The following is a 15853-nucleotide window of genomic DNA, read 5'->3' on the forward strand; positions in this document are numbered from 1 at the left end:
CCTTTTATTTATTCGCTGTGTGCTTTGTTATTGTTGGTTTTCAGTTACTGCTGCGGCCATTGGCCAAACGTCACGCGATCGTTATCTCCGTAATCACGGCGGGTAGCGATCGAAATAAAACCGGCGGCCTGCAGCAGTGCGCGCACGCTCTCACCCTGCTGCCAGCCATGTTCCAGTAGCAGCCAGCCCTGAGACTCCAGATAGTGCGGTGCCTGCTGCACGATAGCGGACAAATCCGCCAAGCCATGCTGCTGCGCGACCAGTGCGCTGCTGGGCTCAAAACGTACGTCGCCCTGCGCCAGATGCGGATCGGCGGCGTCAATGTAAGGAGGATTACTGGCGATCAGGGCGAAAGTCTGGCCAGCCAGCGGCGCAAACCAACTGCCCTGAAGGAATTGTGCGTTGCCGATCTTCAGCTTCTGCGCATTATGCTGCGCCAGCGCCACCGCTTCAGGCTGTAAATCAACACCTATGACCTTGCAGTCCGGGCGTTCGCTGGCCAGCGCCAGCGCAATGGCACCGGTGCCGGTGCCGAGATCGAGGATGTGGCAAGAGGATGACGGCAAGCGTTCCAGCGCCAGTTCCACCAGGCATTCGGTGTCCGGACGCGGGATCAGGGTCGCCGGTGATACCGACAGCGGTAGCGACCAAAACTCACGTTCGCCGATCAGGTAAGCCACCGGTTCGCCACGTTCGCGGCGAGCCAGCAATCTTTCCAACTGTTCCTGTTGTTGCGGCGTCAGCAACGTTTCGCCGAACGCCATCAGGAAGGTTCTGGCCCGGCCGGTCACAAAACCCAGCAGGATTTCTGCATCACGTCGGGCGCTTTCGCTCTGCCTCAACCGGGCAACCGCCGCCTTCAGCCAGCATTGATAGTCCATTACTCTGGCTCAGCGGACAGCGCGGCGAGCTGGTCGGCCTGGTATTCCTGCACAATCGGTTGGATCAGCATGTCCAGCTTGCCTTCCATCACCTCGTCCAGACGGTACAGCGTCAGGTTGATGCGGTGATCAGTCACTCGCCCCTGCGGGAAGTTATAGGTGCGGTTGCGATCGGAACGGTCGCCAGTGCCCAACAGGTTGCGACGGGTTGAGGCCTCTGCCTGCTGGCGCTTGGCCATTTCGGCGGCACGGATACGCGCGCCCAACACCGACATCGCCTTGGCTTTGTTTTTGTGCTGTGAACGTTCGTCCTGACACTCCACCACGATGCCGGTCGGCAAGTGGGTAATACGGATTGCCGAGTCGGTGGTGTTAACGTGCTGGCCACCGGCACCGGAGGAACGGAAGGTGTCGATTTTCAGATCGCCGGCATTGATCTCCGGCAGTTCGGCTTCCGGCACCGCCGGCATCACTGCCACGGTACAGGCGGAGGTATGAATACGCCCCTGCGACTCGGTTTCCGGCACGCGTTGTACACGGTGACCGCCAGATTCAAATTTCAATTGGCCGAAAACGCCATCGCCAGAAACCTTGGCAATCACTTCTTTATAGCCGCCGTGCTCGCCTTCGTTGGCGCTCATGATCTCGACGCGCCAGCGACGCGTTTCTGCATAACGACTGTACATACGGAACAAATCGCCGGCGAAGATCGCCGCTTCGTCGCCGCCGGTACCGGCACGCACTTCCAGGAAGCAATCGCGCTCATCATCCGGATCTTTCGGCAACAGCAGCACTTGTAATTGCTGCTCCAGTTCTTCCGTCGCCGCCTTGGCGTCTTTCAGCTCTTCCTGCGCCATTTCGCGCATTTCCGGGTCATCCAGCATCATTTCTGCCGTGGCCAGATCGTCTTGCACCTTACGCCATTCAAGGAAACAGCGGCTGACATCGGTCAACTGTGCATATTCGCGCGACAATGCGCGGAACCGATCCTGCTCGGCAATAACGCCGGCATCGCCGAGCAACGCCTGCACTTCTTCATGGCGCTCTTGTAACGCTTCCAGTTTGGCAACAATAGAAGGCTTCATGCGTGGTATTAAACCCTGTTAATAAAGAGAAAACTAATGCTGATCCAGCCCAAGGCTGTCGCGTAATATTTGCAACCGCTCCACGTCGCCATCGCCGGCGGCCTGTTGGAGGGATTTGGTAGGGGCATGAATAAGACGGTTGGTCAGCCGGTGGGCCAGCTCGTGGATAACCTGCTCCACGTCCGCGCCCTGCGCAATGGCGGCCAAGGCTTTGGCTTCCATTTCCGCACGGATCTGATCGGCCTGCGAGCGGTAGTCGCGGATGGTTTCTACTGCGCCCTGTGAGCGCAGCCAGGCCATAAAGTTGATGCTTTCCTGCTGAACAATCGACTCAGCCTGCACCGCCGCGGCCTTGCGCTGCGCCAGGTTGCTTTGAATGATGGCGTGCAGATCGTCCACGCTGTACAAATAGGCGTTGGCCAGCTTGCCCACTTCCGGTTCGATATCGCGCGGTACGGCAATATCCACCAACAGCATTGGCTGATTGCGGCGCGCTTTCAGCGCTCGCTCCACCATCCCTTTACCGATGATCGGCAGCGGGCTGGCGGTAGAACTGATGATAATGTCGGCGTCCGCCAGGCGTTCGTCGATTTCCGGCAAGGTAATCACTTCTGCGCCAACTTCGTCCGCCAGCAGTTGAGCGCGTTCGCGGGTGCGGTTGGCAATAATCATATGCCGCACTTTGTGTTCGCGCAGATGACGCGCCACCAGCTCAATGGTTTCACCGGCGCCCACCAACAATACGTTCAGTTCGGCAAGGGATTCGAAGATTTGGCGCGCCAGGGTACAGGCGGCAAAGGCCACGGATACCGCACTGGCACCGATTTCGGTTTCGGTACGTACGCGTTTGGCGACGGAGAAGGATTTTTGGAACAGACGTTCGAGCTCACCCGACAGTGACTGCCCGCGTTGGGATTCGGCAAAAGCTTTCTTCACCTGCCCGAGGATTTGCGGCTCGCCCAACACCAGCGAATCCAACCCGCTGGCCACGCGCATCAGGTGGCTGACGGCTTCATCACCGTGATGCCAGTACAGGCTTTTACTCACTTCTTCCGGACGCAGGCGGTGGTACTCACACAGCCAGGTGACCAGCTGTTCGTGAATATGTTCCTGTTGCTCCACGCTAAGATACAGTTCGGTGCGGTTGCAGGTAGACAACACGACACCGCCCTGCACCAACGGTTGTTGGAGCAAGCTGGTAAGCGCCTGTTCGATAGACTCTGGGGAGAAGGTCACCCTTTCACGCAGAGAAACCGGAGCGGTTTTGTGATTAATACCTAACGCCAGCAGGGTCATTGCTTCGAGTAATACTTCTTTTGGTACGGGTTCTCGTTGAACGGCATTCTACTTGATGCGCGGGATCAATAAAAGGCACAACCGCATCTTCCGTCCAATCGCTGAAATAGACAGCATCAATGAGTGATTAGTTATAAATACAACAAGATGAGTAATAATTTGACGACATAACATACTGAATTTTAGTGCAGTATGCGATATTCCGCACAGTATTCAGTAAAACGGGGCGACCTGAAGAGCGGTAACGATCAAATATTCGGCGCTTACCAGCCCAAAGTGCCGCAGCGATAGGTAGGATCCAGCAGGAAAGAGACCTGTTGGCAAAAAACATGCTTGGCCTGCAGATAGAAAAATGCCGAGCCCGCAAGGCACAACAGCGAAATAATGATTCGGACGGCAAGTTTCATAACCTTCTGTTCTCCCCCGGGATAGACCCTTGCAGTATACCGTCCCCTACATCAACCAAACACTAACGGCAGTAACGCCCCGCCCCAGAGATATTCTTGCGCCCAGAGCAGCACGGCGGAGCGATTGTGTTAATCTTATCAGCAAAGACACCGCATAATCCCGCGCCCAATAGCGGTAACAAAGCCCGGAATATTCAACGCGATGCAGCAAAAAATTGACGTACCGGCGCTGCCCCGCTAGCGTAAATGCAGATACCCACGTCTCGCTGTGCGTGCCCGCAAGGACAAAAGGACAAGAGAAAGTTATGCCAATCCGCAAAGTTAGTTTGCTACGCCTGATCCCATTGGCCAGTCTGGTACTGGCCGCCTGTACCACCACCAAACCCAGCGGCCCGGCCACCAGCCCGACGTCGCCACAGTGGCGTGCCCACGAGCAAGCGGTGCAACAGCTTGACCAATATCAAACCCGGGGCTCTTTCGCCTACCTGTCAGACCAGAAAAAAGTCTACGCACGCTTCTTCTGGCAACAATATTCGCCGGATCGTTACCGCCTGCTGCTGACCAACCCGCTTGGCAGCACCGAGCTTGACCTCAACGTACAGAAAAACGTGGTGCAGTTGACGGACAATCAGGGCAAACGCTATGTCAGTGATAACGCCGAAGAAATGATCCGCAAGCTGACCGGCATGGCAATCCCGCTGGATAACCTGCGCCAGTGGATGCTCGGTCTGCCGGGTGAGGCCAACGACTTCAAGCTCGATGACCAATATCGCCTGAACTCGCTGACCTACCAACAAGGTAGCCAGACCTGGACCGTCGACTACCAGGACTACAACAACAGCCTCAAGCCACAGCTGCCAAGCCGCCTGGAGCTGAAACAGGGTGACCAGCGCATCAAACTGAAAATGGACAATTGGACGCTTAAATGATCCGTCAGTGGCCATCGCCAGCTAAACTCAATCTGTTTTTGTACATAACCGGCCAACGCGAAGATGGCTACCACCTGCTGCAAACGCTGTTCCAGTTTCTGGATTACGGCGACACCCTGACCATCGACGCGCGGCAGGATGACAGTATCCATCTGCTAACCCCGGTGGCCGGGGTGCCGGATGAGCAAAACCTGATCGTCCGTGCCGCCCGTCTGCTGCAACAGCATTGCGATCGTCACGGGCTAAACACCGCCCCACGCGGTGCCGACATCAGCATCGATAAACGTCTGCCGATGGGGGGCGGACTGGGTGGCGGGTCTTCCAACGCCGCCACGGTGTTAGTGGCGCTGAATGAACTGTGGCGCTGTGGCTTGAGCGACCAACAACTGGCGGAACTGGGGCTGGTCCTCGGTGCTGACGTGCCGGTGTTCGTCCTTGGGCATGCGGCCTTTGCTGAAGGGATCGGTGAGCGTTTGCAACCGGCCAATCCACAGGAAAAGTGGTATTTGGTGGCCCATCCGGGGGTCAGCATCCCTACCCCGGTCATTTTTGGCGATGCAGAATTAAAAAGAGACACCCCGGTTCGCCCGTTAAATGTGCTGTTACAGGCAACTTACGCAAATGATTGCGAACCAATAGCAAGAAAACGTTTTCGCGAGGTTGAACAGCTTGTTTCTTGGCTGTTAGAATACGCGCCGTCACGCCTGACTGGCACAGGTGCTTGTGTGTTTGCTGAATTCGACACAGAAACCGCCGCCCGTCAGGTGTTAAATCAAGCCCCGGAGTGGATACGTGGTTTTGTAGCGCGTGGCGTTAACGTCTCTCCCCTACATCGCATTCGTTCCGGGCAGATTGAACCGTAGTTCTCGTTTCGCTGCGCAGAGTCGTTCACACCTGGCCCTGTAATCCCTGCGCCGCTGCGGTTTCAAATTTTTTTTACACACCCGTATGATATTGCGTCGGCATCGCTAACTGCCCCTTGGCGGAGGCCGAATGACAATATCTTCTCTGGACGCATGCCTGAGGTTCTTCTCGTGCCTGATATGAAGCTTTTTGCTGGTAACGCCACCCCGGAACTAGCACAACGTATTGCCAACCGTTTGTACACCAGCCTTGGTGACGCCGCAGTAGGTCGTTTTAGCGACGGCGAAGTGAGCGTGCAAATCAACGAAAATGTACGCGGCGGTGATATTTTCATCATCCAGTCCACCTGTGCCCCTACCAACGACAACCTGATGGAACTGGTTGTTATGGTAGATGCCCTGCGTCGCGCCTCCGCAGGTCGTATTACTGCTGTTATCCCTTACTTCGGCTATGCCCGCCAGGATCGCCGCGTGCGTTCTGCTCGTGTGCCAATCACCGCCAAAGTTGTCGCCGACTTCCTCTCCAGTGTAGGGGTTGACCGCGTTTTAACGGTAGATCTGCACGCTGAACAGATCCAAGGCTTCTTCGATGTTCCGGTAGATAACGTGTTCGGTAGCCCGATCCTGCTCGAAGACATGCTGCAACAGAATCTGGTGAACCCAATCGTGGTTTCCCCGGACATCGGCGGCGTAGTGCGCGCCCGCGCTATCGCCAAACTGCTGAACGATACCGATATGGCTATCATCGACAAACGCCGCCCACGTGCGAACGTTTCTCAGGTGATGCACATCATTGGTGATGTGGCAGGCCGTGACTGCGTGCTGGTTGACGACATGATCGACACCGGTGGTACCTTGTGTAAAGCCGCTGAAGCGTTGAAAGAACGTGGTGCCAAGCGCGTATTTGCCTACGCGACACACCCGATCTTCTCCGGTAACGCTGTGGAAAACATCAGGAACTCGGTGATTGATGAAGTGATTGTCTGCGACACCATTCCGTTGTCTGCAGAAATCAAGGCACTGAAAAACGTACGTACTCTGACGCTGTCCGGCATGTTGGCTGAAGCCATCCGTCGTATCAGCAATGAAGAGTCAATTTCTGCGATGTTCGAGCATTAATCAGACTTCTTTTCGGTGCGGTGCCCTGCCGTACCGGATCGATCGATTGATTTTCCGCCAGCAGAAAAAAGAAAAACCCGTTGGTGCATCAGCAGCAACGGGTTTTCTACGGGTAGTCGAACATAACCTTAGACCTAAATACGCGGCAGTTCTCCCTTGCCGTAACGCCGATTCCCTTTTGTTTTTTTAATCAATGTGACGAACGATGGTTATCGTTACGGCAGCGTTTATCAAAATGTTTTATCCACCAGTAACGATCCGCCACCTGCTCACGCCCGCCGATACGCGCACCGACCAGCCATAACAACGCGCCCACGAAGATACTCATGATTGCGCCATGGGCGAAAAACTGTGGCAAATTAAACTGTGATACTTCAGCAAGAATGTTGTATCCCACGCCGACGATCATCACCACCAGCCCCAGCCCCATAAAAAAGTTACCCATTTTGTTCACGTTTCTACGTTTCATATGCCACCTCCATAGTGCCATTGGCCAACCGGGATAACTCAGTAAATGGTTAACCCACTTTGATAAGTTAAGTATAGCCCCTGGCTCGACAAGGTGATTGCGTAGGCGATCACAAATGGTAAAGAAAGCATGACAAAACTTTACTTTTGGCAAGTAATTAGTTAACAAATTGAATGATTCCGCTAATGAATTACTCGCCAGGCTGAAGATATCCCCCCACTAACACCACGCACCACATCAGGATTTTGTCATTCGCGGCGCAGGCAGGTAGACTAATGCCCTTTCCATTATCTCGATCATAGCGAATCTCCCCGTGAGCAGTATTAAATTGATAGTCGGCCTGGCGAATCCGGGTGCTGAATATGCCCAGACGCGACACAACGCCGGCGCCTGGTACGTCGATTTATTGGCCCAGCGCCATAACCAGCAGTTGAAGGAAGAGAGCAAATTCTACGGCTACACCGCCCGGCTGAATTTGGCCGGTCATGACGTGCGGCTGCTGGTGCCCACCACCTTTATGAACCTCAGTGGCAAAGCCGTGCTGGCCATGGCCAACTTCTACCGTATTGAGCCGGACGAAATTCTGGTGGCGCATGACGAGCTGGATATTCCACCCGGTGTTGCAAAAATCAAACTGGGTGGCGGCAACGGCGGGCACAACGGGCTGAAAGATATTCAGAGCAAGTTCGGCAATAACCCGAACTTCTATCGCTTGCGCATTGGCATTGGCCATCCGGGCGATAAAAACAAGGTGGTGGGTTTCGTGCTCGGCAAGCCACCGGCCAGCGAGCAAAAAATGATTGATGAAGCGATCGATGAAGCCGCGCGTTGCACAGAAGTCTTGCTGACTGACGGTTTGGAAAAAACCGTTCGCCGCCTGCACAGCTTTAAGGCGCAGGCCTGACAGCGCTTGCAGCGGGCATCGCGCCCGCTGCTGACAGGCTTAGGTTCGCAGTTTGAAGGTTTCCTCACCGACGTTAGTGTCATCGGTCTGATAGCCTTCTTCCGCCACGTAATATTGCGGATCGTCCAGTTCATGGCTGCAAAACGGGCCGGCCTGCTTTAACAAACGCACGCAGTCGCCGCTCAGATGACGCAAGCGAATGGTTTTCCCTGCCGCCAGATAGCGCGCCGTCAGCTTATCAATCGCTTCTACCCCACTGGAATCCATCACCCGGGTACCGGCAAAATCCAGCACCACGTTTTGCGGATCGTTTTTCGGCTCGAACAGTTCGGCAAAGGCCGCGGTGGAACCAAAGAACAGCGGACCGTCCAGTTGGTACACCGCAACTTCGCCCTCCACCCGATGCTGACGCACACGAATACGCGCCTGCTGCCAGGCAAATACCAGCGCCGAGATAATCACCCCGCTGATCACCGCCATCGCCAGATCGGTAAAGATAGTGATCAGGGTGACCAGCAGCATCACCAGCGCATCCGCCTTCGGCATCCGACGTACCCGGCGCAGCGAACTCCATTCAAAGGTGTTGTAACACACCACCAGCATCACCCCAGCCAGTGCCGCTACCGGCAGCAGGCCGATATAGCCCGACAGGCTGACCACAAACAGGATCAGCAGTATCGCGCCGACAACGCCAGAAATGCGCCCGCGCCCGCCCGAAGTGAAATTGATGATCGACTGACCAATCATCGCGCAACCGGCAAAGCAGCCAAACAGACCGCAAATGGTGTTGCCCGCGCCCTGAGCGATACTCTCGCGGTTGCCGTTACCCTTCTTGCCGCCCATTTCATCAAGCACCGTCATGGTCAGCAACGATTCAATCAGCCCCACCAGAGCGATCACCAGGGCATACGGCAACACCACTTTCAGCATTTCCAGATTGAACGGCGCCATCGGCAGGCTGAAATGCGGCAAAGCGCCGGAGATATCCGCCAAATCACCAACCCGCAAGGTATGCAGGTTAAAACCAATCGCCAGAGCGGAAACCACAATCAATGCCGCTAACGAAGCCGGGATCACCCGGGTCAGCCGTGGGAACAGCACTACCACCAGGATCGCCAACGCCACCAGTGCGTACATCAGCAGCCCCTGCCCGGCAATCATATGCAATTGCGCCAGCATAATGACAATAGCCAGGCCGTTGACGAAACCGTGAATGGCTGGCAACGGTACCAGACGAATAAACTTGCCCAGCCGGAAAACGCCAATCAGGATTTGGATCACCCCGGCGAAAATCGTCGCCCACAGTACGTATCCCATACCGTGCTGCGCCGCCAGGCTCATCAGCACCACCACGATCGAACCGGCCGCGCCCGACACCATACCCGGCTTGCCGCCAAACAGTGCAGTTACCAGGCCGATAATAAAGGCGGTATGCAACCCAACGATCGGGGAAAGTCCGGCGACCAGCGAAAAGCCGACCGCTTCGGGGATCATGGAAACGGCCACCACAAAGCCCGCCAGCACCTCGTTCTTGACGGCCGACAGCCTGAAATTGTTCAGGTTAAACATGGATTATTCACTTCTGACAGATAAAACACATTCCCGCAGCACGGGAACCGGAACCGCATGGCGCGGCGAACCTCAGGAGGGGGCAACTCAGGGTGGACTGGGCAAGAAGTGCATCCGGCGCGTTTCCTGTAGGTTAATCAGAAGTGTCAGTATGTGTAAATGTGATCCAAATCTCAATCAAAAACCGGCATTCCCAGCACATTTGCCCCCCAGCACACAGCCAGATCGAGAAAAACGGCCATTACGTGTATAATGGCGCCATTATTTCGTCCTTTATGCAGTGGGTTAAACCTAACCAGCTGATAGTTAAGATATTTAAGGTGATAACAACATGGGATTCAAATGCGGTATCGTCGGCTTGCCTAACGTAGGCAAATCCACCCTGTTCAACGCGTTGACCAAAGCGGGTATCGAAGCAGCCAACTTCCCGTTCTGCACCATTGAACCTAATACCGGTGTGGTGCCGATGCCCGATTCGCGTCTGGACCAGTTGGCCGAGATCGTCAAACCTCAACGCATCCTGCCAACCACCATGGAATTCGTCGACATCGCCGGCCTGGTGAAAGGCGCGTCCAAAGGCGAAGGCCTGGGCAACCAGTTCCTGACCAACATCCGTGAAACCGAAGCTATCGGCCACGTGGTGCGCTGCTTCGAGAACGACAACATCATCCACGTGAACAACAAGGTTGACCCGGCAGACGACATCGACGTCATCAATACCGAGCTGGCACTGTCGGATCTGGACACCTGCGAACGCGCTATCCACCGCGTACAGAAGAAAGCCAAAGGCGGCGACAAAGACGCAAAAGCCGAACTGGCCGCACTGGAAAAATGCCTGCCACAGTTGGAAAACGCCGGCATGCTGCGTGCGCTGGATCTGACTGATGAAGACCGTGCAGCGATCCGCTACCTGAGCTTCCTGACGCTGAAGCCAACCATGTACATCGCCAATGTCAACGAAGACGGCTATGAGAACAACCCGTACCTGGACAAAGTGCGCGAAATCGCTGCGACCGAAGGCTCGGTAGTGGTTGCCGTGTGTGCTGCGGTTGAATCCGACATTGCCGAACTGGAAGACGAAGACCGCGCCGAGTTTATGGCTGAGCTGGGTCTGGAAGAACCAGGTCTGAACCGCGTGATCCGCGCCGGTTACGAGTTGCTGAACCTGCAAACCTACTTCACTGCTGGCGTAAAAGAAGTGCGCGCCTGGACCATTCCGGTTGGCGCTACCGCACCGCAGGCTGCCGGTAAGATCCACACCGACTTCGAGAAAGGCTTTATCCGCGCACAGACCATCGCCTTTGAAGACTTTATCACCTACAAGGGTGAGCAAGGCGCCAAAGAAGCCGGCAAAATGCGTTCAGAAGGTAAAGACTACATCGTCAAAGACGGCGACGTGATGAACTTCTTGTTTAACGTCTAAACCTCGCCTTCTGCTCCAAACTCTAAAATCCACGCCAAGGCGTGGATTTTTTGTTTTCTTATTGTTTGAAATCTACAGCGAGTATCGGCAAAGCATCTGACGACGGGACCGGTAATTACAGATGCCCCGGCTGGCGCTATAATGCGTTTACTTTCAATGGCAGGATATGTCCCAATAAGGAATTAATCATGAATAACGCGCTGGCTTCGTACACCACCAAAGCCATTCAGAAGTTGCAAAAACTGGGGATTATCCTTTCGCCTGAAACTGATTCCCCGATCCTGTCCTTACTGGATGCAGTCGCCGATCTGGACAATAACCGCGTGATCGCCATTGGCCGTACTCTACAGCAGCAAAGCGCTTTTAACGCCGTGGTGCGCGATAACATCAGCAACATGGACGTAGCCAATCGGCAGGCAAAAGTCGTCTCTGCATTTGATTCAATCCGTAAAGATGCCACTCAGATGGTCGGTTGGCTGGAGGACGGCAAGCTTGACGTTATTGAACGTATGAAATCGGGTTGGATGACTCTGCGCCGCGGATCTATCCCCGACCGTTTCAACGATATCAAACAGACCTATTTAGAAGTGGCCAGAGCGTCAGAAGAACAAATCAGCCGTGAAAAAGCCATTTTGGAAGCCTATCAGGATTTTCGATTTGGTCTGAAACAGGCCTATGTCGATGCTCAAACTTTACTGACCGCAGCGCAGGATAATTTACAACAAAGCCGCCAGTTATTGCAGACGGCTCAAGCTGCCACTGAGCAATCGCAGAGTGATGACAACATCACCCGAGCCCAGTTGGAGCTGACACGTGATGAAGCATTGAGGGCCATGCAGAAAGAAGACGAACGTTATCAGATTGTCAAAGACCTGGCGGATAATCTAATGATCGCCTACAACGCTGCCGAAGCCGTTTTTGCTCGTTTGCAACAGACTAACGCCATTAAAGAGCGGGTCTACCGCCAAAGTGTCACCTTCTTCAGCACTAACGAAATTGTCTTTACCGCCCTGTCAGCCTCCATGACGTCGCTACAGGGGTTGGCCGAAAGCACCGAAACGCTGGAGGCGATGAAAGCGGGTATCAATGATGGCCTAAGCAATATCGCGACACAGGGTAGCAAGCAGCTTGAAGTTGGTCTGAGGGCCGGCTATGGCACTACCATCAAGGCCGATTCTGTACGCTCTTTGGTTAATGCCATCGTCTCATTCCAAGAGTCCAGCTACCGGATGATTGAGGAATTGCGTACCGAAGCGACAAGCAATGCCAATGAGCTAGCCTCCGTCGTTGAAGATGGGAAACGTCGTTTTACCGAAGTCATTACCAAGGCAGAAACATCCCGCTAAATTTACAAGGGATCCCCTTATTGGTTCCAACCAGGATGATTAGGGGGTCTGACACGGAGTTATTGATGCACGCCTACGAACTTGGCCGAAAACTGGCAGCCCTATCGGACCGGGCCAGAGCGGCCCTATCTGGAATTGAAATCAATCAGGCAGATGCTCGCCACCTGCAACTGGTGCTGAAACAGCAAATCGCCAGCCTCTATCACCAGATGGCCACAGTATTGCTGAAAGAATCTCCTCGCGTTGGCGAAATGGCAAACGTGCAGAAATTATTGAATAAACTTCAGCAAGAGATTGCCCAGTCTCAACACGCCTTACAGCTCAGCGAGAAAGAAATCGAGAACCGACATGCTCAGTTGCAACAGCTGCATGAAGAAATAAATCGGCAAGAAGATGTACGGGATCGGCAACTAGAACAAAATATTGATGCTGTAGCAGCCAGGCAGTTGATGGTTAAAAGCAGTCAGGATGTCAGCCAACATGAAAACAGCCATAAGGAATTAATGGCTGAAACGACCACCAAGCTGGGGGAGTACCATCAGCAACGCATTTTCATGTTCCTGGAGAGAAAAAGCTATGGGCAACCGGGATATTCAGCCTGGCCGCTGTCGCGCAATCTCGATAGCTGGCTGGCACGAATTAGCCACTATCCCAACAACGCAGCCAATTACCGGATGCTCCTGTCACTGCAAAAGGAATCTACCCGGCGTCTGCTGGAGCTGCAAAATCAAACCAAGCAACAGACCAATGAATATCAACAATATGTACAAGACGTCGAAAAGAATCTACAGCTGCCCACGCTGTATCTGAATCTCAACGCGCTAGAAAAAATACTGAGTTCCACACAACAAGAAATCCGCAACCAGCAAAATAAGCTGCAGGAATACGCTCAGGGCGAAGGTGAGACTTACAGCCAGATAACCACACAGCTCTCGGCGCAAATGGCCTTATTGCCTTTGGATAAGCTGGATATTCTGGTGGCGAAAACCGAGACGCCGACTGACGATCGCCTGTTGGAAGAGCTGAGAGAACTGCAGCTTGAAGAGAAATCGGTCGAAGAAAACCTGCTACAGCAAGAGATCGAGGCTCAATTAGCCCAGCGCCGTGCCACTGCCGCCATCGAATTGAACAATCAATTTTCGACGCAGGGATATGACAATCCGATTTATGAGTACCAGTGGGGATGGTCAGATAAACCGGAGGAACTGTTTGAAAACTACCTGTCCGGTGCCATCAGTCTGAAAGCGGTATTGCATAAGTTGGATATGATTACCCACCGACTCCCGCCACCATCGGCAACTGCCAGAGCCTCGTCCGGTTCGTGGGGAAATTCATCCGCGCGGAGCTATTCGTCTGGCGTCGGATATAGTTCTTCATCTTCATCGTCGTCCTCCTCTTCCGGCAGCGGTGGTGGCTTCAGTTCTTCCTCTTCAACCGGCGGTGGCGGGTTCCGCACTACGGATAGTTTCTGATGAAAGATATCTATGCCCTAAACACAACCATCGGGAGTGTGGCCCATGAGTGAGATTAAATTAAGCGACCAACTGGGTGCCATGGCCATTATTGACTCACTCTATGCACAGCGAATTGCACTGGACGAACATTTGGATCTGCCCAAATTACGCCAGAAAATTACACAACGCATCCGTGATTACTATCAGTCCAGTGGAACCGACATCGACGATAAACTGATTGAGCAGGGAGTTAAAAATTGGTTTTCACAGCGCCTGCGCTATCAGACAAACAAAATGAGCCTGGGCCAACGCGCTGCTGCATTCCTGTGCATGACCAGTAAGCAGTGGCTGACGGGACTTGCTATCATCCTTGTTGCACTGGCCCTTGCCTGGAAGCTGAGTCTTTACATAGGCCAACACCAACTTGCCGCGCTGGAAAAGAACATAGCGACCCAAACCAGCCAAAGCAACCAAATGGCGGCGCAAGCGCAGACGTTATCTGACCAACTCAGCAAAATGAAACATGAGCCGTTCATCTATGCAAAAGTACCCGCCGACCAGATAATCACGCAGGCGGAAAACCTTCTGTCCAATTTCCAGTCCCGCCAAGCCGCGCCGCTTGTCTCCGCAGAAAATACACCACAAAGGTTGGACATTCTTACTGTGGCGAATCAGCAAAACCAGGCATTACTCACGCAAGTGAGGACGCTAATGCTCCGTTGGCCACTACTGCAAAAATGGGACAGTATCCTCAGCAATATGGATAAAGATCCACAGCTGCAAACCTATCTCAAATGGGCGCCCGACCTGACAGGGAAATTAGCCGAAGCCACCTTAGCGCTGTCGAAAAACGCCGCAGATACGCAGATCAAAATCGAGACAGCCTTCAAGGCTTATGACCGTGAACGTATGCGTGATGGCTTATATTTCACGATGGACCAAAGAACGCAGAAACTGCGTAATCTCAAGCTTTCCCGCCAGGACCGAGTAAAGGTCGATAACGATATTAGCTATGCTCGCAATCTCATCGCTCGTGCAGACCTCAATGACCGGGTTATTCCCCCTCTTTGGCTAGAGGCCTTGGCAGGACTGGACTACACCTATGATCTGATCATGCAACCGCTGACGCTGACCATTATCGATCGGGTGGGCGAGAAGTCGGGAGTAGAACGCACATACGATAATTCAGGTGGTAAAAGCTGGTATTTGATCGTGGAAACACAAACACCAAGCCATACACCTTTCCTAATATCAGTAAAAGACAGTGAAACCGGTAGGAAAACGCGAACTAGTCAATTCGGTATCCGAGTTTCGCAAAAAGAGTATGAGAAGTTAAAAAAAGACAAGCTGGATGACGGTCACATAGATCATGCTCTCGTCGGTAAGAAACCTGCCGGCCAATTGAACTTTACCTACACTCGCCCAGTTCAGGACGGCGTAATTACCGAGTGGTGATCATTACTCGACGCCATCCCCCAAAGTCGCGCAACCGCGCGGCTTTAATTTAACCCTCACCGTCCCCGCAACACCGAGTCCACCAGCCCCCATTCCACCGCTTCGTCGGCACTCATAAAACGGTCACGGTCGAGAGCACGCTCGACCTCTTCATAGCTGCGGCCACAATGTTTGGCATAAAGCGTGATTACGCTGTGCTTGGTGCGTTTCATTTCTTCGGCGTGGATCAGGATATCCGATGCCTGGCCCTGAAAACCGCCCAATGGCTGATGCACATGCAGGCTGGCATTGGGCAGCGCCATGCGGTGGACAGCTTCCCCGGCCATCAGCAGAAAGGAGCCCATCGAACGCGCAGTCCCCATACACAGGGTGTGCACCGGCGCATGTATGTAATTCATGGTGTCATAGATGGCAAAGCCGCTGGTGATCACCCCACCCGGCGAGTTGATGTAGAGGTGGATCGGTTTCTCCGGGTTTTCGGCCTCCAGAAACAGCAACTGCGCACAGAGTATTTCGGCCACCTGATCGTTAACCTCCCCGTTCAGGAAAACGATACGGTCACGCAGCAATCTCGAATAGATATCGAAAGAACGTTCTCCCTGACTGGTCTGTTCAACCACCATAGGGACGAGCAGCATCGATTCACGCATGGG

General features: G+C 53.9%; 15 protein-coding genes. 8 read left to right on the forward strand and 7 right to left on the reverse strand.

Translation table 11 applies throughout. From position 1 onward, the window contains the following. Window positions 1–44: 44 nt before the first annotated feature. The 4 genes from prmC to BEI65_RS26700 all read right to left on the reverse strand — a co-directional run bounded on the left by prmC (window position 45) and on the right by BEI65_RS26700 (window position 3669). Window positions 45–881 carry a peptide chain release factor N(5)-glutamine methyltransferase gene (gene prmC, locus BEI65_RS04805; RefSeq protein ID WP_099062353.1) on the reverse strand — a complete coding sequence of 279 codons (837 nt, stop codon included), beginning with the start codon at window positions 879–881 and terminating at the stop codon, window positions 45–47. Next, window positions 881–1966: a peptide chain release factor 1 gene (prfA, locus tag BEI65_RS04810; RefSeq protein ID WP_012006414.1), complete on the reverse strand. Its 1086-nt coding sequence runs from the start codon at window positions 1964–1966 to the stop codon at window positions 881–883. Before prfA ends, prmC begins: the two co-directional genes overlap by 1 nt. A 33-nt stretch (window positions 1967–1999) precedes the next feature. Then, window positions 2000–3262: a glutamyl-tRNA reductase gene (hemA, locus tag BEI65_RS04815; RefSeq protein ID WP_099062354.1), complete on the reverse strand. Its 1263-nt coding sequence runs from the start codon at window positions 3260–3262 to the stop codon at window positions 2000–2002. Window positions 3263–3525: 263 nt separating this feature from the next. Beyond that, complete coding sequence (locus BEI65_RS26700) at window positions 3526–3669, reverse strand: hypothetical protein (protein WP_157765420.1); 144 nt, start codon at window positions 3667–3669, stop codon at window positions 3526–3528. 305 nt (window positions 3670–3974) lie between these two features. Here BEI65_RS26700 and lolB point away from each other — a divergent pair, with 305 nt between their 5' ends. From lolB to prs, 3 genes are all read left to right on the forward strand, one after another. Beyond that, on the forward strand, window positions 3975–4598 hold the full coding sequence (gene lolB, locus BEI65_RS04820) for a lipoprotein insertase outer membrane protein LolB (protein ID WP_085116310.1): 624 nt from the start codon (window positions 3975–3977) through the stop codon (window positions 4596–4598). Continuing rightward, window positions 4595–5461, forward strand: coding sequence for a 4-(cytidine 5'-diphospho)-2-C-methyl-D-erythritol kinase (gene ispE / locus BEI65_RS04825; RefSeq protein ID WP_099062355.1), 867 nt, complete (start codon window positions 4595–4597; stop codon window positions 5459–5461). The genes lolB and ispE overlap by 4 nt, the downstream gene beginning before the upstream one ends. 171 nt (window positions 5462–5632) lie before the next feature. Further along, on the forward strand, window positions 5633–6580 hold the full coding sequence (gene prs / locus BEI65_RS04830) for a ribose-phosphate diphosphokinase (protein WP_004943207.1): 948 nt from the start codon (window positions 5633–5635) through the stop codon (window positions 6578–6580). A 190-nt stretch (window positions 6581–6770) separates the two neighbouring features. On the opposite strand, the gene ychH is transcribed toward prs, so the two are convergent. After that, window positions 6771–7049, reverse strand: a complete 279-nt coding sequence (gene ychH, locus BEI65_RS04835; protein WP_085116308.1) for a stress-induced protein YchH — start codon at window positions 7047–7049, stop codon at window positions 6771–6773. A 313-nt stretch (window positions 7050–7362) separates the two neighbouring features. Here ychH and pth point away from each other — a divergent pair, with 313 nt between their 5' ends. Further along, the gene (gene pth / locus BEI65_RS04840) at window positions 7363–7953 is read left to right on the forward strand and encodes an aminoacyl-tRNA hydrolase (protein WP_099062356.1); all 591 of its coding nucleotides are present in this window, start codon (window positions 7363–7365) and stop codon (window positions 7951–7953) included. 39 nt (window positions 7954–7992) lie between these two features. Here the strand turns inward: pth and BEI65_RS04845 are convergent, their stop codons facing one another. After that, entirely contained in the window at window positions 7993–9522 is a 1530-nt protein-coding gene (locus tag BEI65_RS04845) for a SulP family inorganic anion transporter (protein ID WP_099062357.1), read from the reverse strand. 331 nt (window positions 9523–9853) lie between these two features. On the opposite strand from BEI65_RS04845, the gene ychF reads away from it, so the two are divergent. From ychF to BEI65_RS04865, 4 genes are all read left to right on the forward strand, one after another. Continuing rightward, entirely contained in the window at window positions 9854–10945 is a 1092-nt protein-coding gene (gene ychF / locus BEI65_RS04850; protein WP_099062358.1) for a redox-regulated ATPase YchF, read from the forward strand. Between the two features lie 188 nt (window positions 10946–11133). Continuing rightward, window positions 11134–12291, forward strand: coding sequence for a merozoite surface protein 3b (locus BEI65_RS04855; RefSeq protein ID WP_099062359.1), 1158 nt, complete (start codon window positions 11134–11136; stop codon window positions 12289–12291). A gap of 65 nt (window positions 12292–12356) precedes the next feature. Then, window positions 12357–13763, forward strand: coding sequence for a hypothetical protein (locus tag BEI65_RS04860; RefSeq protein WP_099062360.1), 1407 nt, complete (start codon window positions 12357–12359; stop codon window positions 13761–13763). A gap of 45 nt (window positions 13764–13808) precedes the next feature. Continuing rightward, window positions 13809–15200, forward strand: a complete 1392-nt coding sequence (locus BEI65_RS04865; protein WP_099062361.1) for a DUF6384 family protein — start codon at window positions 13809–13811, stop codon at window positions 15198–15200. Between the two features lie 56 nt (window positions 15201–15256). Here BEI65_RS04865 and BEI65_RS04870 read toward each other — a convergent pair whose 3' ends face one another. Next, on the reverse strand, window positions 15257–15850 hold the full coding sequence (locus BEI65_RS04870; RefSeq protein WP_099062362.1) for an ATP-dependent Clp protease proteolytic subunit: 594 nt from the start codon (window positions 15848–15850) through the stop codon (window positions 15257–15259). Window positions 15851–15853 lie beyond the last annotated feature (3 nt).

Source organism: Serratia sp. BW106 (genome assembly GCF_002607755.1).
GTDB lineage: Bacteria > Pseudomonadota > Gammaproteobacteria > Enterobacterales > Enterobacteriaceae > Serratia > Serratia proteamaculans.

Excerpts from the sequence above, each read along its gene's own strand:
- ychF (WP_099062358.1), top strand. The coding sequence starts at position 9,854 with ATGGGATTCAAATGCGGTATCGTCGGCTTGCCTAACGTAGGCAAATCC.
- BEI65_RS26700 (WP_157765420.1), bottom strand. The coding sequence starts at position 3,669 with ATGAAACTTGCCGTCCGAATCATTATTTCGCTGTTGTGCCTTGCGGGC.
- BEI65_RS04870 (WP_099062362.1), bottom strand. The coding sequence starts at position 15,850 with ATGCGTGAATCGATGCTGCTCGTCCCTATGGTGGTTGAACAGACCAGT.
- prfA (WP_012006414.1), bottom strand. The coding sequence starts at position 1,966 with ATGAAGCCTTCTATTGTTGCCAAACTGGAAGCGTTACAAGAGCGCCAT.
- BEI65_RS04865 (WP_099062361.1), top strand. The coding sequence starts at position 13,809 with ATGAGTGAGATTAAATTAAGCGACCAACTGGGTGCCATGGCCATTATT.
- ychH (WP_085116308.1), bottom strand. The coding sequence starts at position 7,049 with ATGAAACGTAGAAACGTGAACAAAATGGGTAACTTTTTTATGGGGCTG.
- hemA (WP_099062354.1), bottom strand. The coding sequence starts at position 3,262 with ATGACCCTGCTGGCGTTAGGTATTAATCACAAAACCGCTCCGGTTTCT.
- BEI65_RS04845 (WP_099062357.1), bottom strand. The coding sequence starts at position 9,522 with ATGTTTAACCTGAACAATTTCAGGCTGTCGGCCGTCAAGAACGAGGTG.
- ispE (WP_099062355.1), top strand. The coding sequence starts at position 4,595 with ATGATCCGTCAGTGGCCATCGCCAGCTAAACTCAATCTGTTTTTGTAC.
- prmC (WP_099062353.1), bottom strand. The coding sequence starts at position 881 with ATGGACTATCAATGCTGGCTGAAGGCGGCGGTTGCCCGGTTGAGGCAG.
- BEI65_RS04855 (WP_099062359.1), top strand. The coding sequence starts at position 11,134 with ATGAATAACGCGCTGGCTTCGTACACCACCAAAGCCATTCAGAAGTTG.
- BEI65_RS04860 (WP_099062360.1), top strand. The coding sequence starts at position 12,357 with ATGCACGCCTACGAACTTGGCCGAAAACTGGCAGCCCTATCGGACCGG.
- lolB (WP_085116310.1), top strand. The coding sequence starts at position 3,975 with ATGCCAATCCGCAAAGTTAGTTTGCTACGCCTGATCCCATTGGCCAGT.